Annotated in this window: 14 protein-coding genes; 10 read left to right on the top strand and 4 right to left on the bottom strand. The window is 73.5% G+C overall.

Annotated elements, in window-relative coordinates:
* Positions 1-57 precede the first annotated feature (57 nt).
* Entirely contained in the window at positions 58-2,037 is a 1,980-nt protein-coding gene (locus ACFY4B_RS12035) for a HelD family protein (RefSeq protein ID WP_387967504.1), read from the bottom strand.
* Between the two features lie 500 nt (positions 2,038-2,537).
* Between ACFY4B_RS12035 and ACFY4B_RS12030 the strand changes: the two genes are divergently transcribed.
* From ACFY4B_RS12030 to ACFY4B_RS12015, 4 genes are all read left to right on the top strand, one after another.
* Entirely contained in the window at positions 2,538-3,788 is a 1,251-nt protein-coding gene (locus tag ACFY4B_RS12030) for a cytochrome P450 (protein WP_387967501.1), read from the top strand.
* A 192-nt stretch (positions 3,789-3,980) separates the two neighbouring features.
* Positions 3,981-5,204 (top strand): C40 family peptidase, encoded by a 1,224-nt coding sequence (locus ACFY4B_RS12025; protein ID WP_117486669.1) that lies wholly within the window; start codon positions 3,981-3,983, stop codon positions 5,202-5,204.
* A 167-nt stretch (positions 5,205-5,371) separates the two neighbouring features.
* Positions 5,372-5,785, top strand: a complete 414-nt coding sequence (locus ACFY4B_RS12020) for a VOC family protein (RefSeq protein WP_049650434.1) — start codon at positions 5,372-5,374, stop codon at positions 5,783-5,785.
* Positions 5,786-6,012: 227 nt separating this feature from the next.
* The gene (locus ACFY4B_RS12015; RefSeq protein WP_387967498.1) at positions 6,013-8,388 is read left to right on the top strand and encodes an ATP-binding cassette domain-containing protein; all 2,376 of its coding nucleotides are present in this window, start codon (positions 6,013-6,015) and stop codon (positions 8,386-8,388) included.
* A gap of 56 nt (positions 8,389-8,444) precedes the next feature.
* On the opposite strand, the gene ACFY4B_RS12010 is transcribed toward ACFY4B_RS12015, so the two are convergent.
* The 3 genes from ACFY4B_RS12010 to ACFY4B_RS12000 all read right to left on the bottom strand — a co-directional run bounded on the left by ACFY4B_RS12010 (position 8,445) and on the right by ACFY4B_RS12000 (position 12,077).
* Positions 8,445-8,954, bottom strand: a complete 510-nt coding sequence (locus ACFY4B_RS12010; protein WP_387967496.1) for a GNAT family N-acetyltransferase — start codon at positions 8,952-8,954, stop codon at positions 8,445-8,447.
* A gap of 75 nt (positions 8,955-9,029) precedes the next feature.
* Complete coding sequence (locus ACFY4B_RS12005) at positions 9,030-10,898, bottom strand: endonuclease/exonuclease/phosphatase family protein (RefSeq protein ID WP_375873637.1); 1,869 nt, start codon at positions 10,896-10,898, stop codon at positions 9,030-9,032.
* Positions 10,899-11,123: 225 nt separating this feature from the next.
* Positions 11,124-12,077 carry a Gfo/Idh/MocA family protein gene (locus ACFY4B_RS12000; RefSeq protein WP_387967494.1) on the bottom strand — a complete coding sequence of 318 codons (954 nt, stop codon included), beginning with the start codon at positions 12,075-12,077 and terminating at the stop codon, positions 11,124-11,126.
* Positions 12,078-12,530: 453 nt separating this feature from the next.
* Between ACFY4B_RS12000 and ACFY4B_RS11995 the strand changes: the two genes are divergently transcribed.
* The 6 genes from ACFY4B_RS11995 to ACFY4B_RS11970 all read left to right on the top strand — a co-directional run bounded on the left by ACFY4B_RS11995 (position 12,531) and on the right by ACFY4B_RS11970 (position 22,337).
* On the top strand, positions 12,531-13,340 hold the full coding sequence (locus ACFY4B_RS11995; RefSeq protein ID WP_049650437.1) for a 2OG-Fe(II) oxygenase: 810 nt from the start codon (positions 12,531-12,533) through the stop codon (positions 13,338-13,340).
* A 56-nt stretch (positions 13,341-13,396) separates the two neighbouring features.
* Positions 13,397-17,701: an amino acid adenylation domain-containing protein gene (locus ACFY4B_RS11990; protein WP_387967492.1), complete on the top strand. Its 4,305-nt coding sequence runs from the start codon at positions 13,397-13,399 to the stop codon at positions 17,699-17,701.
* A 5-nt stretch (positions 17,702-17,706) separates the two neighbouring features.
* Positions 17,707-18,489, top strand: a complete 783-nt coding sequence (locus ACFY4B_RS11985) for an SDR family oxidoreductase (protein ID WP_387967490.1) — start codon at positions 17,707-17,709, stop codon at positions 18,487-18,489.
* A 97-nt stretch (positions 18,490-18,586) separates the two neighbouring features.
* Positions 18,587-19,861, top strand: a complete 1,275-nt coding sequence (locus tag ACFY4B_RS11980) for an ATP-grasp domain-containing protein (protein WP_049650440.1) — start codon at positions 18,587-18,589, stop codon at positions 19,859-19,861.
* Entirely contained in the window at positions 19,858-21,126 is a 1,269-nt protein-coding gene (locus ACFY4B_RS11975) for an ATP-grasp domain-containing protein (protein WP_049650441.1), read from the top strand. Before ACFY4B_RS11980 ends, ACFY4B_RS11975 begins: the two co-directional genes overlap by 4 nt.
* A complete protein-coding gene (locus ACFY4B_RS11970) occupies positions 21,111-22,337 on the top strand; it encodes an MFS transporter (RefSeq protein WP_074003740.1) in 1,227 nt (408 codons plus the stop codon). The genes ACFY4B_RS11975 and ACFY4B_RS11970 overlap by 16 nt, the downstream gene beginning before the upstream one ends.

Genomic DNA, 22,337 nt, shown 5'->3' with positions numbered 1-22,337 from the left:
CCGCGCCGGGCGCGCCCGCGGCGGCGGCGCGGGCGCGAGCGCGGGCGCCGGGGCGCGTCAGGCGGGCTGCACGGTGATCGTGCAGAGGCGCTTGGTGGCCCTGGTCAGGGCCACGTACAGGTCCCGCTCCCCGCCGGGGCGGGCCGCGGTGATCTCCTCCGGGTCCACGACGAGGACCCCGTCGAACTCCAGGCCGCGCGCCTCGGAGGCCGGTACGACGCGCGCGTGGTGGGCGACGCCCCGGGCCGTCAGCTCGCCCACCCTGGTGTCCGCGCAGACCACTCCCAGCAGCTCGCCCGGGTGCGCGGCGCCCTGGGCCTGGAGTTCCCGGAGGACGGCGGTGGCCAACCCGTCCGGGGGCGTGGTCACGGTGCGGGGGCTCTCACCGCCGCGCAGCGACCGGGTGGGCTTCTGCTCCGGGGCGATCCGCGCGAGCAGGCCCCGCACGCTCTCCAGGATCTCCTGCGTGGTGCGGTAGCTGACGGTCAGGTCGTGCAGCCTGAACCGCGGTCCGACGTGGGGGGCCAGCGCCTCCTTCCAGTCGCGTGCCGTCGCGACCGGGCCCGCCTGGGCGAAGTCGCCGACCAGCGTCATCGCCCGCGCCGGGCAGCGGCGGACGATCATCCGCCACTGCATGGCGGTCAGTTCCTGCGCCTCGTCGACGACGACGTGCCCGTACGTCCGCTCCGGAGGGCCGTCGACCAGGCTCGCCGCCTCGTCCAGCAGCGGCACGTCGGCGTCGGTCCACGGGGCGTCCGGACCGCGCAGCAGCAGGGACCGCTCCGGCGCGGTCAGCCGGGGCAGCTGCTCGGCGAGGGCGTCGGCGTCCGTCAGCAGCGCCCGCACCAGGTCGCCGGGCGCCAGCCGCGGCCACAGCGCCTCGACCGCCCGGTCGAAGCCGGCGTCGGCGAGGAGATCGGCCCGGAGGGCGTCCAGGTCCAGCTCGTGCGCCGGACCCGTGTCGGCCGCGCCCTCGCCTCGGTGCCGGCCGACCCCCGTGAACCGGTCGAGGTCCAGGCCCGTCATCGCGACGGTGTCGGCGTCGATCTGCTCCAGGACGTCGCCCATGTCCCGTTGCATCGCGTCGGTGACGGCGTCGACCAGGAGTTCCTTGAACACCTGGCGCGCGGGGTTGTGCCCCGGTACGGCCGCCGCGGCGGCGTCGCGTGCCGTGGCGACCTCCTCGTCGGACAGGTGGACCGGCTCCCGTCCGACCCGCACGGTGAAGTCGCCGGCGGGGGCCTGGTAGGCGCGCAGCAGGCCGGCCAGGGCGTCGGCGAGCTCGGCGCCGCCCTTGAGCCGCGCCGTGTCGAACCGGTCCGCCGCGGCCGGCGACACTCCGGCCAGCTCCCGGCAGGTCGCCAGGACGACGTCGTTCTCGCCGAGCGAGGGGAGGACCTGGGAGATGTAGTCGAGGAACCGGGCGTTCGGGCCCACCACCAGGACGCCCTCCTCCGCGGCGCGCGGGAACGCGTACAGGACGTAGGCCGCCCGGTGCAGGGCGACCACCGTCTTTCCGGTGCCCGGCCCGCCCTGCACCACGGTCACCCCGCGGTGGGCGGAGCGGACCACCTCGTCCTGCTCGGCCTGCAGCGTGGCGACGGCCGCCTCCATCCGGCCCGTGCGCCGTGCCGACAGCGCCTCGGTCAGCGGGCCGTCCCCCACGACGTCCTCCTCGGTCGGGGCGCTCCCGTCCAGCAGCTCGTCGCTCACCGAGACGACCGTGCGCTCCTCCAGGCGCAGGTGCCGGCGCCGCCGCAGGCCCATCGGGTGGACCGGCGTCGCCTCGTAGAACGGCCGCGCCGCGTTCGCACGCCAGTCCACGAGTAGGGGCAGGTCGTCCTCCTCCCGGTGCAGTCCGATCCGCCCGATGCGCAGGGCCGTGCCGTCCGCCCAGTCGATCCGCCCGAATACCAGGCCCTTTTCGGCGCCCGCCAGCCGGCCGATTTCCCTGGCCAGCCGATCGGCGGCGATTTCCCGCTCGTATGCCTCGCCGGCGCTTTCCGCCGGAGCCTTCAGCAGACCCGCCCGGTGCATTCGCGCCTCGGAAAGCCGCTCGGTGAGAAATTCATACAGGGAGGACACATAATTGCGCTCCGACGCAACCGCGCGCACAACGGGATCATTCGTATTCGACACGGGGGACTCCTTCGATTCGAGCCACACCCTACGGTCAAAGCCCCCTGAAGGTAAGTCTTGACTTACCTGGTGAAGCCATGGCCTCACCACCGATTCCAGGACGGCCGACCGTACGGCGCATTACGCATTCCACTGTTCCGCATATCGCCGATTTGCGTTCCCGATGCCCGTATGCCTTATGGGCGGGCCCGCCCCGGACACCGGTGACAGTGTGCCGCACCCGGGAAAAGGGGAGAAGATCCGGCGAGGCGGCCGGCGCCGAATCCCACGGACGGGCCGCGGCCCCGTTGACGGCCGCGCCGTACCCCTCTACAACGGAGCACAGGCCCCGGAGACGGTGGACCGTGCCCCGGCACGGCCCGCCCGGGGCACCCCGAGAGATCCTGAGGAGCAACACCATGGCTCCAGATCCAGACGTCAGCCGCTGCCCGGTGCTGGACATGACCGCCCGGGACCCGCACCGGCAGAACGCCGAGCTCCGCTCCGCCGGACCCGCCGTGCGGGTCGAACTCCCCGGCGGCATCATCGCCTGGTCCGTCACCCGCAGCTCGGTGATCCGCGCCCTCACCGGCGATCCGCGGATCTCCCGCGACCCGCGCAGGCACTGGCCCGGCCTGGCCTCGGTGCCCGAGGGCTGGCCGATGGGCCCGATCGCGTTCCAGCAGAACTTCTTCAACCTCTACGGCGGCGAACACCGCTCGGCCCGGCGCCGGATGGCGCCCTCGTTCGCGCCCCGCCGGGTGTCCGCGCTGCGGCCCGGGATCGAGAAGACCACCGCCGCCCTGGTCGGCGCGTTCCGCACGCTCGGCCCCGGCGAGGCCGTGGACCTGCGCCACGCCCTCTCGCGCCCGCTGACCATGACGGTGATCTGCGACCTCTTCGGCGTCCCCGCCGACATGCGGCCGCCCATCGGCACGGCGATGGACACCCTGCTGACGACGACGGCCACGAACGAGCAGATGACGCGCTCCCGCGCGGAGATCAACGTGGTGCTGACCGAGCTGCTGGCGCTCAAGCGGCGCGACCCCGGCCCGGACCTCGCCAGCGACGTGGCGGCCGTCGACACCGGCGACGGGACCGGCCGCAGCGAGGAGGAGTCCCGCGACATCCTCTTCCTGATGCTCGGCGCCGGGTACGAGACCGCGGTCAACCTCATCACCAGCGCCGTCCAGGCCCTCCTCGCCCACCCCCGCCACCTGGCCGAGGTCCGCGCGGGCACCCTCGGCTGGGAAGCCGTCGTCGAGGAGACCCTGCGCTACGAGAGCCCGGCGATGCACCTCCCGCTCCGCTACCCGCTGGAGGACGTCGACCTGGGCGAGGGCGTGGTCATCCGGCGGGGCGAGCCGATCCTGCTCGGCTTCGGCGCGGCCGGCCGGGACCCGGAGGTCCACCCGGAGCGGCCGGACGACTTCGACCCGACGCGCCCCGACAAGGAGCACCTGGCCTTCGGCTACGGCCCGCACTTCTGCCTCGGCGCGCCCCTCGCCCGGCTGGAGACCGAGGTGGCCCTGGAGGGCCTGTTCGGCGCCTACCCCGACAGCGCCCTGGACCCGTCCCGTCCGGCGCCGGCCCGGCTGGAGTCCGCCATCATCAACGGCCCCGCCGAGCTCTGGGTCGTCCCGACGCCCGCCCTGGCCGCCGGCGTGTGACGTCCCGCCCCGGTGCCACCCGGGGGCAAGCAGCCCGGCCCGGCGGCCGCTGCGGCACGTCCGCGCCGGGCTGCCCCCTTGTTGCCGGTAGTCGTGCCCGTGACCTGCACACCGGCAAGTGTGCGGACCACAGGAGGTATGGGGGACAGGACCATTGACCCGGAGTCAGCGGCTCCGGAAGTATTCGCGACCATGACTACGCGCGTAAACGTTCTGTCGCGGTGGCTGGTCGCCCCGCTGCGGTGGGCGGCCCTGCTGTCGCTGCTGGTGTCGGTCGGAGTGTTCTTCGCCGGTGCCGGGGCGGCCGAGGCGGCGCCCGCCTGCGGGGTGCTCTCCACCGGTGCGGCGCCGCAGGCGACCGCCGCCGTCCGCTCCGCCTGCGGGCTGATCGGCACCCCGTACTCGTGGGGCGGCGGCCACGGCTCGCAGCCCGGCCCGACGTACGGCCTCTGCGACCCCGCCAACGGCGCCCCCAACGACTGCAACGTCCGCGGCCTGGACTGCTCCGGCATGGTCCGCTACGCCTACGACCTGGCGGTCGGCGACGACGTCATCAACGGCACCACCCGGACCCAGTGGCCGACCTCCCGCGCCGTCGCCCGCTACTACCGGGCGGACGGCACCGCACCGCTGCTCCCCGGCGACCTGGTGTACTTCGGCAACACCGCCTCCACCATCCACCACGTCGCGATGTACCTCGGGCAGGGCTGGATAGTCGAGGCCCCCTACTCCGGCGGCTACGTCCAGGTCGCGGCGCTCTCCTCGCACGGCGACTACTACGGCGCCATCCGGCTGTACGGCCCCGGCTCCACCACCCCGCCGCCGACCACGCCCCCGTCGAACAGCGGCCAGTACTGGGTGGACACCCTCGCCAACGCGCCGGTGTACGGCTCCCCGACCTCCACCACCAGCACCGGGACGCTGTACCAGGGCACCAACTACGTCTACTGCAAGGCCTGGGGCCGCGAGGTCTCCAACGGCAGCGCCTTCAACCACTGGTGGCTGAAGACCGACCCGGACTCCGGCCCCGGCGGCCAGTGGGTGTCCGCGTTCTACCTCTCCCGCTGGGGCAACGACACCGCCAAGGACAACAACGGCACGACCATCCCCACCTGCCCCGGCGGCGGCACCCCGCCCGCCACCGGCAAGTACTGGGTGGACACCTTCGCCAGCGCGAGCGTCTACTCCTCGCCGACCTCCACCAACGCCACCGGGACGCTGAACCAGGGGACGAACTACGTCTACTGCAAGGCCTGGGGCCGTGAGGTCTCCAACGGCGGCAGCGTCAACCACTGGTGGCTGAGGACCGACGCCGACGGGGGCCCCGCCGGCCAGTGGGTGTCCGCGTTCTACCTCTCCCGCTGGGGCAACGACACCGCCAAGGACAACAACGGCACGACCATCCCCGACTGCTAGGAAGCCCCCTCCGCCCCGCGCCGGCCGTCTCCCCCGAGGCGGCCGGCGCGGTCGTTCCTCCCCGAGGAGCGCCCCGGGGAGCGCCCCGAGGAGCGCCGCGGGGAGGGACGGGAAGCGATCAGGATTCGAGAAGCGCGCGCCCGGGGTGCGCGCCTAGCGTTGCAGTCATGAGCGACCTCACCATTCACTGGACCTTCCTCCCGCACACCGACCCCGAGGCCTCCCTCGCCTTCTACCGCGACCTGCTCGGCTTCGAGGTGCGCAGCGACGTCGGCGGCGGCCCGATGCGCTGGATCACCGTCGGCCCGGCCGGCCAGCCGGACGTCTCCCTGGTGCTGGAGCCGGCCTCCGCCGACCCGGGCCGCACCGAGGAGGAGCAGCGGACCATCACCGAGATGATGGCCAAGGGCACCTACGCCCGGGTCGTCCTGGGCACCCGCGACCTGGACGGCGTCTTCGACCGGCTGAAGTCCGGCGGCGCCGAGCTGGTCCAGGAGCCGACCACCCAGCCGTACGGCGTCCGCGACTGCGCGTTCCGCGACCCGGCGGGCACCATGGTCCGCTTCAACGAGCTCAGCTGAGCCGGGCTGGGCCGGGACAAGCCCGGCCCGGCCCGAGGGCGCCGGGGCCCGTCCCTCCCCGCCGTCGGCCGCACCCGAAAGCCGTTCGATCCCGGCCGGATCGATGGTTGGATCGAAGGGTTCGAGCACACCGACGGCGGCCGCGGGGCGGGCCCGCCGGCCCCTCCCCCGGGAGAGACCCCGAGAGACCCCGAGAGACCGCCGAGAGCCAGGGAGCGAAGAGAACGATGCCCAAGCGGACGGACGCGCAGCCGCACGTCGCCGACAGCCACGACCTGATCCGCGTGCACGGCGCGCGCGAGAACAACCTCAAGGACGTCAGCATCGACATCCCCAAGCGCCGGCTGACGGTGTTCACCGGGGTGTCCGGCTCGGGCAAGAGCTCGCTGGTCTTCGACACCGTCGCCGCCGAGTCCCAGCGGCTGATCAACGAGACCTACAGCGCCTTCGTCCAGGGCTTCATGCCCACCCTGGCCCGGCCCGAGGTGGACGTCCTCGAGGGCCTGACCACCGCGATCATCGTCGACCAGCAGCGGATGGGCGCCGACCCGCGCTCCACCGTCGGCACCGCCACCGACGCCAACGCGATGCTGCGCATCCTGTTCAGCCGCCTCGGCACCCCGCACATCGGCTCCCCCAAGGCCTTCTCCTTCAACGTCCCGTCGATCAGCGGCGCCGGCGCCGTCACCGTCGAGCGCGGCGGCAAGACGGTCAAGGAGCGGCGCAGCTTCAGCATCACCGGCGGCATGTGCCCGCGCTGCGAGGGCCGCGGCAGCGTCTCGGACATCGACCTCACCCAGCTGTACGACGACAGCAAGTCGATCTCCGAGGGCGCGTTCACCATCCCCGGCTGGAAGACCGACAGCTGGTGGACGGTCGGCGTCTACGCCAACTCGGGCTTCCTCGACCCGGACAAGCCGATCCGGAAGTTCACCAAGAAGGAGATGCAGGACTTCCTGTACCGGGAGCCGACCAAGGTCAAGGTCAACGGCGTCAACCTCACCTACGAGGGCCTGATCCCCAAGATCCAGAAGTCGATGCTCTCCAAGGACAAGGAAGCGCTGCAGCCGCACATCCGGGCCTTCGTGGAGCGGGCCGTGACCTTCACCGCCTGCCCCGACTGCGAGGGCACCCGGCTCAGCGCGGCGGCCCGGTCCTCGAAGATCGCCGGGATCAGCATCGCCGACGCCTGCGCGATGCAGATCAGCGACCTCGCCGACTGGGTCCGCGACCTCGACGAGCCCTCGGTGGCGCCGCTGCTCGGCACGCTCCGGCAGGCCCTCGACTCCTTCGTGGAGATCGGCCTCGGCTACCTCTCGCTGGACCGCCCCTCCGGCACGCTGTCCGGCGGCGAGGCGCAGCGGGTCAAGATGATCCGCCACCTCGGCTCCTCGCTCACCGACACCACGTACGTCTTCGACGAGCCCACCACCGGCCTGCACCCGCACGACATCGACCGGATGAACCGGCTGCTGCTTCGCCTGCGGGACAAGGGCAACACGGTGCTGGTGGTGGAGCACAAGCCGCAGACCATCGCGATCGCCGACCACGTGATCGACCTCGGTCCGGGGGCCGGTGCGGCCGGCGGCACGGTCTGCTACGAGGGCGACGTGGCGGGGCTGCGCGCCGGCGGCACGGTGACCGGCCGCCACCTGTCCGACCGGACGGCGCTGCGCGAGGCCGTACGGAAGCCCACCGGCGCGCTGGAGATCCGCGGCGCGAGCACCCACAACCTGCGGGACGTGGACGTGGACGTCCCGCTCGGGGTGCTCACGGTGGTGACCGGGGTGGCGGGCTCCGGCAAGAGCTCGCTGATCCACGGCTCGATCCCGGTCGACGAGGGCGTGGTCTCGGTCGACCAGGGGGCGATCAAGGGCTCCCGGCGCAGCAACCCGGCCACCTACACCGGGCTGCTCGAACCCGTCCGCAAGGCCTTCGCCAAGGCCAACGGCGTGAAGCCGGCGCTGTTCAGCGCCAACTCCGAGGGCGCCTGCCCGACCTGCAACGGCGCCGGGGTGGTCTACACCGACCTGGCGATGATGGCCGGGGTGGCCACCACCTGCGAGGACTGCGAGGGCAAGCGCTACCAGCCGGCGGTGCTGGAGTACCACCTGGGCGGGCGGGACATCGCCGAGGTGCTGGCGATGTCGGTGACCGAGGCGGAGGAGTTCTTCGGCTCGGGCGAGGCGAAGCTCCCGGCCGCGCACCGGATCCTGGAGCGGCTGGCCGACGTCGGGCTCGGCTACCTGAGCCTCGGCCAGCCGCTGACCACGCTCTCCGGCGGCGAGCGGCAGCGGCTCAAGCTGGCCACCCACATGGCGGACAAGGGCGGCGTCTACGTGCTGGACGAGCCGACCACCGGCCTGCACCTGGCCGACGTCGAGCAGTTGCTGGGGCTGCTGGACCGGCTGGTCGAGTCCGGCAAGTCGGTCATCGTGATCGAGCACCACCCGGCGGTGATGGCGCACGCCGACTGGATCATCGACCTCGGGCCGGGCGCCGGCCACGACGGCGGTCGGGTGGTCTTCGAGGGCACCCCGGCCGAGCTGGTCGCCGCCCGGTCCACGCTGACCGGCGAGGCGCTGGCCCGGTACCTGGGCTGAGCCGTACCGACTCCGCGCCGCGCCTCCGCGGAGCCGGGGCCCTCCCGCCGGGCCGGTCAGTCCAGTGGGAGGGCCATCTCCAGGATCCGCGCCGAGGGGTCCAGCACGTACGGCGTGGACCCGCCGGTGTGGACGAACCCGCGCCGCAGGTAGAAGGCGGCGGCGCGGGGGTTGGCCTCGTGCACCCCGAGCAGCATCCGCCCGGCGCCGCGGACCCGCGCCCAGGCGAGCACCGCGTCCAGCAGGGCGTCGGCGACGCCGTGCCCGCGGCCGCGGTGCGCCGGGTCCACCCAGACGCCGATCAGGTCGAGCGCGCCGGGGTGCTCCCGGTTCGGGACGGACAGCATGGTGGCGACCCACTCCCCCGTGGCGTCCACCGCGACCAGGCCGAGCTTGTCGGGCTCGTTGACCCAGTTGCAGCGGGCCCGCCAGTTGCCCTCGCCCTGGTGGCTCGCGTACTCGTGGGTCTCGCCGAACGCCAGGGGCGTGTCGAGGAGTTGGGCCAGCCGTACCTTCCGCAGGCGCTGCCAGTCCTCGCGTCCGATCCGCTCGATCCGGTGGTCCATCGTCTCCCCGTCACACGGCGCTGCCTCCGCCGCCGGTGATCACCGGCGGCGGAGGCAGCGTAACCGGTGCCCGGACTACGGCTTGATGCGGACCACCTGCGGGTCGTGGTCGCTGGCCTGCTGGGCGAACTCGGCGTTGATGTGCACCACGTCGTACTTGGCGTAGCCGACCTCGGGGCTGACCAGGATGTGGTCCAGCACCTGCGAGTTGCCCTGGTAGACGTACGAGTACTGCTCGGTCTCCGGCAGCTCGTTCACCAGGTCGCGCAGCACGCCGTCCTTGGTGAGCGCGGCGAGCGCGGGCGAGAACTGGTAGTCGTTGAAGTCGCCGAGGGAGACGACCTTGGCCTCCTTGTCGGCGGCCAGCAGCTTGGCGACGAAGGACTGCTCGACGGTGGCCTGCTTGATCCGCTGCACCTCGGAGCTGCGGGTCGGCTGCTGGAAGCGGCTGTCGATGCCCTGGTCGCCGCCCTTGCTGTTGAAGTGGTTGGCGATGACGAAGACCTTCTTGCCGCGGAAGGAGAACTGGCCGACCAGCGGCTTGCGGCTGTTGGTCCAGGCCTCGTCGTTCGGCTCGATCCGGCCGGGCGAGGCGGTCAGCGCGGTGCCCGCGCCGGTGCCGGTCACGCCGACGGCGGTGGTGGCGCTGCCGCCGGGGATGTCGGTGAAGGACACCCGCTGCGGGTTGAACAGGAAGACCTGGCGGATGTTGCCGCCGGGCTCGCCGCCGTCCTTGCCGTCCTGCGGGTCGACCGAGCGCCAGTCGTAGGCCGGGCCGCCGGCCGCCTTGATCGCGGCGATGAACTTGGCGACGGTCTGGCTCGCGTCCACCGTGCCGTCGTTCTTGTTGCCGTTGTTGTCCTGGATCTCCTCCAGGGCGACGATGTCGGGCGAGCGCAGGTTGGTGACGACGCCCTGGGCCAGCTCTGCGAACTTGGCGTCCGGGTTGCCCGGGGCCAGGTTCTCCACGTTGTAGGTGGCGAGGGTGAGTTCGCGGTCGCCGGCCTGGGCGGTGACCTCGCGCTGGAGGTGGTTGTCCTTCAGGGTGCCCATGGTGCCGGCGACCAGGGTGTAGCCGCCGAAGTTGTTGTAGTCCAGCGGGCCGGTGGTGGTGCCGGTCAGCTCGTCGCCGACGTTGGCGACCGGGAAGGGCCGCTGGTTCACCGGGGCCTGCTGCTGGATCATCAGCCGGCCGACGTTGGGCTCCTTGTACGACTCGTACAGCAGGCCGCCGCGCTTGCTGCGCTGGTCCTGCTTGTCGGCGGCGACCCACAGCTCGTTGTACTTGTCGGTCGCCTGCACCACCCGGACGTCCTTGACCTGGACGAGCATGCCCTCCAGCGACTCGTAGAAGTCGAGGGTGTACTTCTCCGGCTGGAGCGTGCCGCCGTCGATGGAGCCGTCCGGGCCGGCCGGCGGGGCGTAGGTGCCGGGGATGTTGCGGGTGTCCACGACCACCGGGGCGGGCAGCGGGTTGCCGGCCGACAGGACGGTGATGCCGGGGGCGGTGATCTCGGTGATGGACTGCGAGCCGCCGCTGTAGTTCGGGTAGTACTCGGTGACCTTGCCGCTCACCAGCACCGAGTCGCCGACCTGCACGGTCGGGTTGCCGCCGGTGTAGACGAAGATGCCCTCGCTGGTGGCCGGGTCGGCGTCGGGGTTCGGGTCCTGGAGCCAGAAGCCCTTGACGCTGCCGTACGCGCGCACGCCGGTGACGATGCCGGGCACTCCGGTGACGGGCTTGCCGGCCTGCGGGGATATCCGGGTGCTGCCCTGGATGTCGTGGATCCGCAGCGGGCCGGCCTCGGTCGGGGCCGGGGTAGCGGGCGCGGCGGCGTTCGCCACCGGCAGCGGGACGAGCACCAGCGAGGCGGCCAGCGTGGCCGGGATCAGGGCGGCGCGCAGCAGGGTTCTGCGGGGGCGGGAGGCGGGGGCGGTGGTCACCGGGGCAGGGCTCCTAGCTCCGTCGTGCGGCACGGTCGTGGCACGGCGGTCCGGGCGGAGGCGCGCGTCGGGCGCGCGCTGCTCGCGTGGCGAAGAAGCGGAGGACGGTCTCCCGCCCCCCGCGGCGCCCCTCAAGATACGCGCGTAGAAAATGCCCCGACAAGACCCCGGCGGTGAACGGACGGTTCCCCGCAGGTGACGTGACGGCCGCTCAGCCCGGGTTTCTCACAGCCCGCTCCCAGCGGACTCCCAGGAAGCCTCGATCCGCTCCACGACCAGCTCGCACAGCTCGTGGGTGCGCAGCGCGTCGTGGGCGTCCAGGGTGCGCCCGGCGCGGACGGCCGCCAGGAAGGCGAGCACGCACTGCTCGATGCCGCGCTGACGGGCCACCGGCACCCAGTCGCCGCGGCGGCGGACGGTCGGCTGGCCGCGGTGGTCGACCACCTCGGCCAGGTTGTGCACCTCGCGCTTGGAGTCGCCGCCGGAGACCTCCAGCACCTCCTCGGTGGAGCCGGAGACCCGGTTCATGATGCCGAGGGCGGTGAAGCCCTCGCCGCCGAGGGTGAGCACCACGTGCTCGACCAGCCCGTCCCGGGTGCGGGCGCGGACGTCCACGTGCTCGATCTCGCCGGGGGCCAGGAACCGCAGTACGTCCACGACGTGGATGAAGTCGTCGAACACCAGGGTGCGGGCCGCCTCGGCCAGGCCCTCGCGGTTCTTCTGGAGCACGATCAGGTCGCGCGGGCGCTCCTTGGCCTGGGCGTAGCCGGGCGCGTAGCGGCGGTTGAAGCCGACCATCAGCGAGCGGCCGGTGCGGTCGGCGAGGTCGACCAGGCGGCGGGCGCCGTCCAGGGTGTAGTCGAGCGGCTTGTCGACGTAGACGTCCACCCCGGCGGTGAGCAGCTGCTCGACGATCGGGACGTGCTGGTCGGTGGCGGCGTGCACGAAGGCGGCGCGGATGCCGCTGCCGATCAGCGCGCCGAGGTCGGTGAAGCGGTGCTCGGGGGCGATCCGGTGGGTCTCGCCGAGCCGGTCGAGCTTGGCCGCGTCCCGGGTCATCAGCCGCAGGTCGAGCCCGGGCAGCGCGGTGAGCACCGGCAGGTAGGCCTTCTGGGCGATGTCGCCGAGGCCGATCACCCCGACCGGGAGCGGGGCGTCGGCGGCTGGCGTGCTGGTCATGAGGCCTCCCGGCATGCGGACGATCATCGGCGGACCCACCTTACGCACCGGCCGGCCCGGGCACGCCACCGCCCGCCGTCCGGTCCCGTCCGTGAACTGCTGACCATCCGTCACCAGTGGCTGATCACAGCCCCTTCGGACAACATGACATTGTACTGTCACATTGTCTGGGGTACGGTGATCGAGCGCTGACACCGGGGCCCGGTGTCACGGAACGGAGGGACGCGGCGGAAACCAGGGCTCCGAACGCCCCCGCGGCCGACCGCCCGTTCCACTCCTCGTGCCGCTCCACGCGTCCTCGCGGCCGAGACCCCCGCCGGACGTGTCCGCCGTGCCGCTCACGCGTCACGGCACCGCCGGCGGCCCCTCCGACGCCTCCACCGCACCAACGCCCCGCTGAACGCCGGAGGCGCGCGCACAGTCCTGTCCCGTCGCTTTCCCAGGAGCACGCTCATGACCGCCACCGCGCACGTCGTCAGGTCGGCAACGAACGAGATCGCCACCGAACTCACCGCCCGGACCCTGCTCCAGCTGGCCGAGCGCGAGATCGGCGCGATCCACGTACGCGGCTACTACCCCGTCGAGATCGCCGAGCAGGTCGCCCAGAAGGCGATCAACCACCAGGCGCTCGGGCACTACCACAAGCAGTACACCAGCAGTGTCGGACGGGTGTACATGCCGCACATCGACACCAAGTGGGACGCCGAGCTGACGAAGCAGTACCACGACAGCGCCCTGCCGGCCATCGAGGACGTCCGCTCGATGTTCCACCCGTACCTCTCGCCGATCGACCGGGTGCGCCTGGAGCTGCAGGAACTGTGGCCGGCCGGCGCCAACCTGCTGCGGCTGCGCGAGCGGGCCTGCTTCGTCGGCGCCTTCCGCGTCTTCCAGCCCTCGACCTCGAAGTTCTACCCGCACAACGACGCGATCGACCAGGAGACCGACGCCCCCGAAATCGCGGGCGTGCTCAACCAGTTGGTCGCCAACGTCTACCTCCAGGTCCCGAAGAAGGGCGGCGACCTGCACCTCTGGCTGCGCGAGCCGACCCCGGAGGAGACCGCGACGATCCTCGACGTCGAGGGCCTGCAGCCCGACTCCGTGGAGCCCCCGGTCCACGTGATCCACCCCGAGGCCGGCGACCTGATCATCTTCAGCCCCCGGATGCTGCACGCGGTGACCAGCGGCGAGGACGAACACCGGGTCGGCGCGGCCGCGTTCATCGCCACCAAGGGCCCGAAGGAACCGCTCGTCTACTGGAGCTGACGCCGCTCCCGCCACAGCCTTCGAATCGACCGTCGACACGCAGAGAGGACTTCGGCATGCTCCCGGCGCTCGTCCGCGCACACGCGCGAACCCACCCGCATCGAACGGCCGTCGTCGTGGGTCGGGAACGTCTGACCTACGCCCGACTCGCTTCCAGGGCGGACCGTCTGACGGACCTGTTGCGGGCGTCGGGCATCGGTCGCGGCTGTCTGGTCGGCATCCATCTCGACCGCACGGCCGACGCCGTGGTCGCCCAGCTGGCGGTCCTCGGCGCCGGCGCGGCCTTCACCCTCGTCGAGCCCACCGAACCGGTCGCCGAGGGGGCGAACCGGCTCGCCCTCGCCGCCCCCGACCTCGTGCTCGCCGAGCCGCGCCACCACGGCGAGCTGCGCCGGTCCGGACTGCGGGTGGCGGACGGGCACGAGGCCGGCGGCGGCCTCGTGCCCCCGCCGGCCCCCGCCGACGGGCCTACGGAACCCGGGCCCGCCGACGACGACACGGCCTACGTGCTCTACACCTCGGGCTCCACCGGGGTGCCCAAGGGCGTACAGGTCTCGCACGCCAACATCCGGCACTACACCGAGTCCCTGCTCCAGCGGCTCGACATCGCCGAACCGCTCTCCTACGCGCACGTCACCACGCTCGCCGCGGATCTCGGCAACACCTGCCTGTTCCTCCCGCTGTGGACCGGCGGCACACTGCACCTGGTGGACGACGCCACCCGGCGCGACCCGGCGGCGCTCCTGCGCTACCTCCAGGACCACCGGGTGGACGTCCTGAAGACCACCCCCTCGCACTGGAGCGTGGTCTTCCGGGCCTTCGGGCAGGACGGGACGACCCGGCCCGGGCTGCGCTTCCTGCTGCTCGGCGGGGAGTTGCTGGCGCTGCCGCTGGCCCGCCGGATCCTCGAATCCGGTGTCACCCGGAACCTCGTCAACCACTACGGGCCCACCGAGGCGACGGTGGGCGTCGCCGCGCACCGGCTGACCGCCGCGGGCGACCTCGACACCCTCGACGGCGCCTCCGTGCCCATCGGCACCGCGCTGGGCCGCACCCGGCTCCTGGTCCGCGCCGACGACGGGACCTTCCACGACCGTGACGCGGTGGGCGAGTTGTACATCGCCGGCCCGTCGGTGGCGCTCGGCTACCGGGACGACCCGCAGGCCACCGCGGCGGCCTTCACGGACGACCTCGCGCGGCTCGACCCGGCCCTCGGACGCGCCTACCGCACCGGCGACCGGGTGCGCGCCGACTCCCGGGGCGTACTGGAGTTCCTCGGCCGGGGCGACCGGCAGGTCAAGGTCAGCGGGTACCGGATCGAACTCGGCCACGTCGAGGCGGGCCTGCGCCGGCACCCGGCGGTCGCCGACGCGGTGGCCGTCCTGCTCACCAGGGACCGGGCAATGCTGGTCGCCGCCGTGGTGCCGGCCGCCGACGACCGTCCGGCGGTCCAACCGGCCGCGCTGCGACGGGAGTTGCGGGAGCTGCTGCCCGCGCACATGGTCCCCGACCGGATCGAGGCCTTCGACGCCTTCCCGCGCAACGCCAACGGGAAGACCGACCAGGCCGCCCTCCGGGAGCTGCTCGAAGCACGGCTCGCCGAGCGCACGCCCCGCCCGTCCGACCCCGCCGCCGACGGCGGCGACCCGGTGCTCGCCGACGTCCTCGCCTCCTGGCAACGGCACCTGGGCCACGGCGACTTCGCGGTCGACCAGGACTTCGACCAGGCCGGCGGCAGCTCGATCGACGCCATCCAGGTCATCGCGGACCTCCAGGCCAAGGGCTACCGGGTGTCGGCCGCGGCCTTCCTCGCCGAGCCGACGGCGGCCGCCCTGGCCACCCGGCTGCGGGAGGACCGCGGGGGCGACGACCACGGCCGCGCGTCCGCCGCCCGGGTCGTCGCGGACGACCGTGCGCTCTCCCCCGCCCAGACCTGGTTCTTCCGGCAGGAGTTCGCCCAGCCCGACCAGTGGAACCAGGCCCTGCTGCTGGAGACCGACAGCACGCCGCGGCCGGCCGAGCTGGCCGCCGCGGTCGCCGACGTGGTGGGCCTGCACCCCATGCTGCGCACCGCGTTCCGCCCGGGAGCCGACGGCCGGCGGCGCGAACTCGTCGATCCCGCCGACGCGTTCAGCTGGTCCCGGCTGCCCGAGGAGGACGGCCCGGCCGCCCGGACCGTCCGGGACGTCGCGGCCGCCCTCCAGCGGGAGATCCGCATCGCGGACGGCAACCTCTTCAAGGTGCACCTCTTCCTCGGCGACGGCCGGGCCGAACTGCTGCTGATCTGCCACCACCTGGCGATCGACGCGGTCTCCTGGCGCATCGTCGTCAGCGACCTCAGCCGCTGCTACAGCGAGCGGCTGCGCGGCGGCGAGCCCACCACCGCCCCCGGCCCGACCGGCTTCGGCCAGTGGGCCACCCACCTGCGCGACCGGACCGCGCAACTGCGCGGGGACCTCGCGCACTTCGACTCCCTGGCCCGGCTGCCCGCCGTCGCGCCACGGCCCGGCGCCCCCGGCGACAACCGCGAGGGCGACGCCCAGGCCCTCTGGTTCCGGCTGTCGCGCGCGCAGAGCGCCGCCCTGACCGAGGCCGCGGCCCGCTCCGGCATCCCCGCCCACGCGGCACTGCTGGGTGCCTTCGCCCAGGCGCTCACCGAGCAGCTCGGCACGGACGAACTCGTCGCGGACGTGGAGAGCCACGGCCGGATCTGCTTCGACGAGACGCTCGAAGTCTCCCGCGTGGTGGGATGGTTCACCTCGACGTTCCCCGTCAGCGTGCGCACCGTCGCCGGGGACCTCGCCGCCACCGGCAAGTCCGCGGCGGCGGCCCTGGCCGAGGTGCCCGCCCTCGGGGTCGCCTACGGCCTGCACGAGCAGCCGCAGCGGGCCGACGTCTGCTTCAACTACCTCGGCCCGTTCGCCCTGCCCTTCGGCGACGACCTGCACCTGCGGCCCTCGCGCCACCCGGTGGGGCCGGTCCGCGGCCCGGAGAACGACCGCGGCTACGGCCTCAAGCTCACGGCGCGCGTCCACGACGGGCAGCTGGTGGCCGACCTCTCCTACACACCCGCGCGCCACGACCCCGAGCGGATGCTCGACCTGGCCCGCGCCACCCGCGACCACCTGCTGCGCGGCGCTGGGCTCCCGCCCGCCGACGGCCGGTTCGTGCTGGAGTCGGGTTCGAGCACCGGGCTCCTCCCCCAGGTGCCGGGCGCCCTGGAGTGCGAGCCGCCCGCCGGGTCCGTCCGCGCGTACGGCACCGTCCTGCTCACCGGCGCGACCGGTTTCATCGGCGCGCACCTGCTCGACCTCCTGCTGGCCCGCACCCGGTCGAAGGTGGTCTGCCTGGTACGCGCGAAGGAGGGCCGGACACCCGCCGAGCGCCTGGCGGACGCCTACGCCTGGTACGTCCCGGACGGTCGCCTCGACCGGTACGCCGACCGGCTCACCGTGCTGGCCGGCGACCTCGCCGAGCCGGACTTCGGCCTCGCCGAGCCGGACTACCGACGGCTGTGCCACGAGGCGGAGGCGCTCTACCACCTGGCCGCCGACACCAGGCTGTTCGGCGACCGCGAGTCCTTCGACCGGCAGAACACCGAGCCGGTGCGGGCGATGATCCGGCTGGCGACCACCGGCCGGCCCAAGGACCTGCACTACGTCTCGACGCTCGCGGTCTGCGGCGCCGGCGCGCCGGGCGAGCCGGCCGTCTTCTCGGAGGACAGCCTGGACATCGGCCAGGAGTTCCTCAACGAGTACGAGCGCAGCAAGTACGACGCCGAGCGCCTCGTGCAGGGCTTCGCCACCCAGGGCGGCAACGCGTTCGTCTACCGCTCCGGCAACGTCAGCGGCCACTCGGTGTCCGGCCGCTTCCAGCGCAACGGCGGCGACAACCGGCTGGTCCAGCTGCTGCGGGCGTCGGTGCGGATCGGCCGGGTGCCCCGGGTCGGCGCCCTGACCCTCGCGCTGAGCCCGGTGGACGTGGTGGCGCGGGGCATCCTGGAGATCTCGCGCAGCGCGCTGGTGCGGGGCGGCACCTTCCACCTCGACACCCACCACGAGGTGTCCTACGAGCGGCTCTTCACGGTCCTGCGCGACCAGGGGTACGCCCTGGCCGAGGACGGGGCGGAAGGCTTCGCGGAGCTGTTCGGCCGCTACCTCGGCGACGGCGGGGAGCAGCTCTCGCTCGCGCACTTCTGGGCCGGCCGACCGGACCGCAACGTGCGGTACGACCACACCCGCACCCGGCGGCTGCTGGCCCGGCTGGGGGTGGAGTTCCCCGAGGTGACGGGCTCCTGGCTGCACGCCTTCTTCACCGGCCTCGGGCAGCAGGGCGAGCTCCCCTCCGCGGGCACCAGGTAACCGACATGGACGACAGACAGGGAACAGACATGGACGAGAAGCGGGTCGCCGTGGTCACCGGGGCCTCCTCCGGAATCGGGCGCGCGATCGCCGCGCGCTTCGCCCGGCAGGGCGTGCGGGTGCTGGCCACCGGCCGCGACGGCAGGAGGCTCGCCGACCTGGCGGCCGAGTCGGACCAGGCCCCGGGGGCGGTCCGGCCCTTCCCGGGCGACGTGACGACGCCCGGGCACGCGCGGGAGCTGCTGGCCGCGGCCGCGGCGGAGTGGGAGGCGGCGAGCATCTTCGTCGCCTGCGCCGGGCACGGCCTGCCGGGCACCGTGCTCGGCTCGGACCCCACCCGCTGGGAGCGGCTGATCGAGGTCAACGTCCTCGCCGTCCTCCACCAGCTCCGGGACGCCGCGGCCGAGTTCGTGCGGCAGGCGGAGCTGGACGGGGGGCGGCGGGTCCGCGACATCGTGGTCATCGGCTCGACCGTCGGACGGCAGGTCTCGGCCGCGAACCCGGTGTACGGGTCGACCAAGTTCGCCGTCCACTCGCTGGTCGAGGCGCTGCGCCAGGAGGTCTGCGCCCACAACGTCCGGGTGACCCTGATCGAGCCCGGTTTCGTCCGCTCGGGCTTCCAGGACGCCGCCGGCTACGACAGCGCGTGGTTCGAGGCGGTCGCCGCCGAGAGCGGGCCGCTGCTGACCCCGGAGGACGTCGCGTCGGTCGTCGAGTTCGCGGTCGGCCGCCCGACCCACGTGCACCTCGACGACATCCGGCTCCGCCCCACCCGTCAGAAGGTCTGAGTGCCCCGCACCACCCGGAGGAGCACGCCGCGGAGGCTTCCGCGCTGAGGCCGTCCGCCCGGCGGGCTCCGTCCGACCGACATGACGAGGAGGAACGTTGTCACAGCTCAGGCCGGTCGCCGTACTGGTCGACGCCTACACCTCCGGCGGCTACCTGCCACCGGAGTTCACCGCCCTGGGTGCGGACCTGGTGCACGTCCAGAGCACCCCCGGGCTGATGCCCTCCATGCCCGCCCCGGACCTGACCGTCTACCGGGCGAACATCGTCCACGAGGACCTCGACCGGACGGTGGCGGAGCTGGCGCGGTACGCACCGGTGTGCGTGCTCGCCGGACAGGAGCCGGGCGTGCTGCTCGCGGACCGGCTGTCGGAGCGGCTGGGCCTGGCGACCAACGGGACGGAGCTCTCCGAGGCCCGCCGGAACAAGTACCGGATGATCGAGGTGCTCCGCGCCGCCGGCCTGCACTGCGCCGACCAGTTCAAGAGCGGCGACCCGCAGGCCCTGGTGGACTGGGCGCAGCGCGCCGGGCGCTATCCGGTGGTCGTCAAACCGCTCGACTCCGCCGCCGGCGACGGGGTCGTCGTCTGCGCCGACGCCGAACAGGTGCGGTCCGCGGCGAAGGCCGTCCTGGACACCGAGACGATCTACGGCTCGCCCAACCGCGAGGCGCTCGTCCAGTCCTACCTGGAGGGGACGGAGTACGTCGTCGACATGGTCTCCCACGAGGGCCGGCGCTACGTGTGCGGCGTGTGGGAGTACCAGAAGCGCCTGCTGCCCTCGGGCCGCAACATCTACGACCGCGAGCGCCTGCTGTCGCCGGCCGAGCCGCCGGCGGCCGAGCTGACCGACTACGTGGACCGGGCGCTCGCCGCGCTGGGGGTCCGCCACGGGCCGAGCCACGCCGAGGTGATCGTCACCGCCGACGGGCCGGCGCTGGTGGAGGTCGGCTCGCGGATCGCCGGGAACATGCACCCCGGGTTCCACGACCGCTGCACCGGCGCCAACCAGGCGACGCTCAGCGCGCTCGCGTACCTGCGGCCCGAACGGTTCGCCGCCGAGTACGCGGGCCGCGGCTACCACAAGTTCGAGGAGGCCGTCTGCTGCACGACCTCCACCACGCTGTCGGGCGTGGTCGAGAGCGTCGACGAGCGTGCGGTGCGGCGGATCGCCGGGCTGGAGAGCGTGTTCGGCCTGAACCTGAAGCTCGGGCCCGGGGACCGGATCCGGCCGACCGTCGACCTCTACTCCAGCACGCTCAGGATCTTCCAGTGCGCCGGGACCGCGGACGCGATCCACCGCGACCACCGGCGCATCGAGGAGCTCAAGGACCAGGTCTACCGGTTGTCCGACACAGAGTCAGGTGAGAGATGAGCACCGTCGTCGTCGCTGTCGTCCCGGGCGCGGCCGTCGGCCCCGCCGCCATCGCCGCGGCGGTCCGGGCCCGCGGCCTCCGCCCGGTCTTCGTGGCCGTCGCCGGCGCCCTGGGGGCGCCGGAGCGGGCGGCGTACGAGGGGTTCGGGCCGGTCGTCGAGTGCGAGCCCGACGCGCCGGAGCCGGCGCTGGCCCTGCTGCGTCCCCACCGGCCCTGCGGCATCACCACGTTCAGCGAGCCGCTGGTCCCGCTGACCGCGCGGCTCGGCGACGGGCTGGGGCTGCTGTTCCACGAGGCCGAGACGGTCACCCTGCTCACCGACAAGCGGGCGCAGCGCGGACGGCTGGCGCGGGCCGGTGTGGACGCCGTCCGGTCGATCCCGGTGACGAGCCGGGAGGAGGCCCTGGCGGCGGTACGGGAACTGGCCGGTCCGGTGGTCGTCAAGCCGGTCCACAGCCACAGCAGCCGCGACACCCACCTGGTGGCGGACGCCGAGGGCTACCCCGCGGACCTGACGCCCACCGCCGAGCGCCCGTTCGTGGTCGAGGAGTACCTGCGCGGCCGGGACGAGGGCGACTTCGGCGACTACGTGTCCGTGGAGTCACTCGTCGCCGACGACGCGGTCCACACGCTCGGCGTCACCGGCAAGTTCCCGCTGCTCGACCCGTTCCGCGAGCAGGGCCAGTTCTTCCCCTCCCAGCTGTCCCCCGCCGAGAGCGGCGAGGTGGCCCGGCTGGCCACCGAGGCGGCCCGCGCCCTCGGCATCCGGCGGGGCCTGGTGCACACCGAGATCAAGCTCACCGCGCGGGGCCCGCGGATCATCGAGGTCAACGGGCGGCTCGGCGCCTTCATCGCCGACCTGCACCGGCGGACCACCGGCCTGGACCTGCTGGAACTGGGCATCGCGGTGGCCTGCGGACAGCCGGTCGAACCGTCGGCACCCGCCCCCGGGGACGTCGCCTTCCAGTACTGGAACCTGCCGCCGCTGGCCGGCGGCGCGCTCCGCCGGGTGGACGGGGTGCGGGAGGCCGAGCGGGAGCCGGGCCTCGTCGACTACGTCACCCGGGTGCCGGTGGGCAGCGAGCTCGAACCGAGCGTGATGACGATGCGGCTGGACTTCCTGCGCGGCGGCGCGGCGGACCACGCGGCGATGCTCCGGGCCCTGGACCGCTGCCTGGCCCCGCTGCGGTTCACCTTCGGGCAGCCGGACGGCACGGCCCGTACCTGGCAGGCCTCCCGGGGCGGGCTGTGCTCGCCCGCGTAGCGGCGGCGGCCCGGGTCAGGCCGCCCGAGCGGACCGGTGCGCTGCTCTCGGCCACCCTCGTGCTGTCCGTCGGCAAGGGGGCCTTCCTCGCCACCGTGATGGTCTACCTGCTGCAGATCGTCGGGCTGACGCCGCTGCTCGCGACGGCCGGCCTGACGCTCTGGGGGGCGGCCTCGGCGGCGGTGGCGGTCCCGACCGGCCTGCTCGTCGACCGGGGCCGGGGCCGCGCCGTCGGCAGCGTCGCCGCCGTCTGCGCGGCGCTGCTGGTCCCGCTCTCGGCCCGGGTCCACACGCCGTGGGCCCTGCTGCTCGTGCTCTGCGTGGCCGGCGGCTTCGACAGCGCGGGCAACGTGGTCCGCCGCGCGATGCTGGCCGGCGCCGGAGGCGACAGCGTCAAGGCGCTCGCCTGGGCGCGCACCGTCACCAACATCGGGTTCGCCCTCGGCGCGCTGTGCTCCGTACGGCTGCTGGCCTCCCGTTCGCCGTCCGCCTACGAGACCGCCTACCTGCTGATCGGCGGCGGCTACCTCGTCATGGCGGCGTGCTTCGCCACCACCTCGCTCGGCGCCGGCCGGCGCGGCTCCCCCTCCGTCCGCGCACCGGGGGTGGTCGGCGCGCGGAGTCTGCGCACCGGCGGCGCACTGGCCGCGGCGACGGGGATCCTGACGGTCCACACGACGCTGCTCAGCACCGTGCTGCCGCTCTGGGTCACCCGGCACGCCTCGGTGCCGGTGTCCGTGCTGGGCTGGCTGGTGATGCTCAACTCGCTGATCGCCGTGGGCGGTCAGCTGGCCGTGAGCAGGCGCGCGGCGACGCGCGAGGGAGCGCTGCGCTGCTTCCGGAACTCCGCGGTGTGGACCGCGGGCTGCTGCCTGCTGCTCGGCCTGGTCCGGTTCGCGCCGACCGGCTGGCAGGTCGTCCTGCTCGTCGCGGCCACGATCGCGCTGACCGGCGGCGAACTGCTGGAGGCCGCGGGCGAGTGGGGCCTGTCCGCCGTGCTCGCGGCGGCCGACGAGCACGGCTTCTACCAGAGCGCCTGCGTCCTCGGCGAGACCACCCAGGGCGCGGCCGGCCCGCTGCTCGTCGCCGGCCTGGTCACCGCCGCGCCGGTCGCGGGCTGGATCGTCCTGGTGGCGGTGCTCGGAGCCGGCCGGTACATCGCCGGGTTCACCACCCCGCCACCCCACAAAGCCATCGCCATCGACTCATGA

Source organism: Kitasatospora sp. NPDC001261, from assembly GCF_042896795.1.
Taxonomy (GTDB): domain Bacteria; phylum Actinomycetota; class Actinomycetes; order Streptomycetales; family Streptomycetaceae; genus Kitasatospora.
This window is presented reverse-complemented; position numbering and strand designations above follow the sequence as displayed.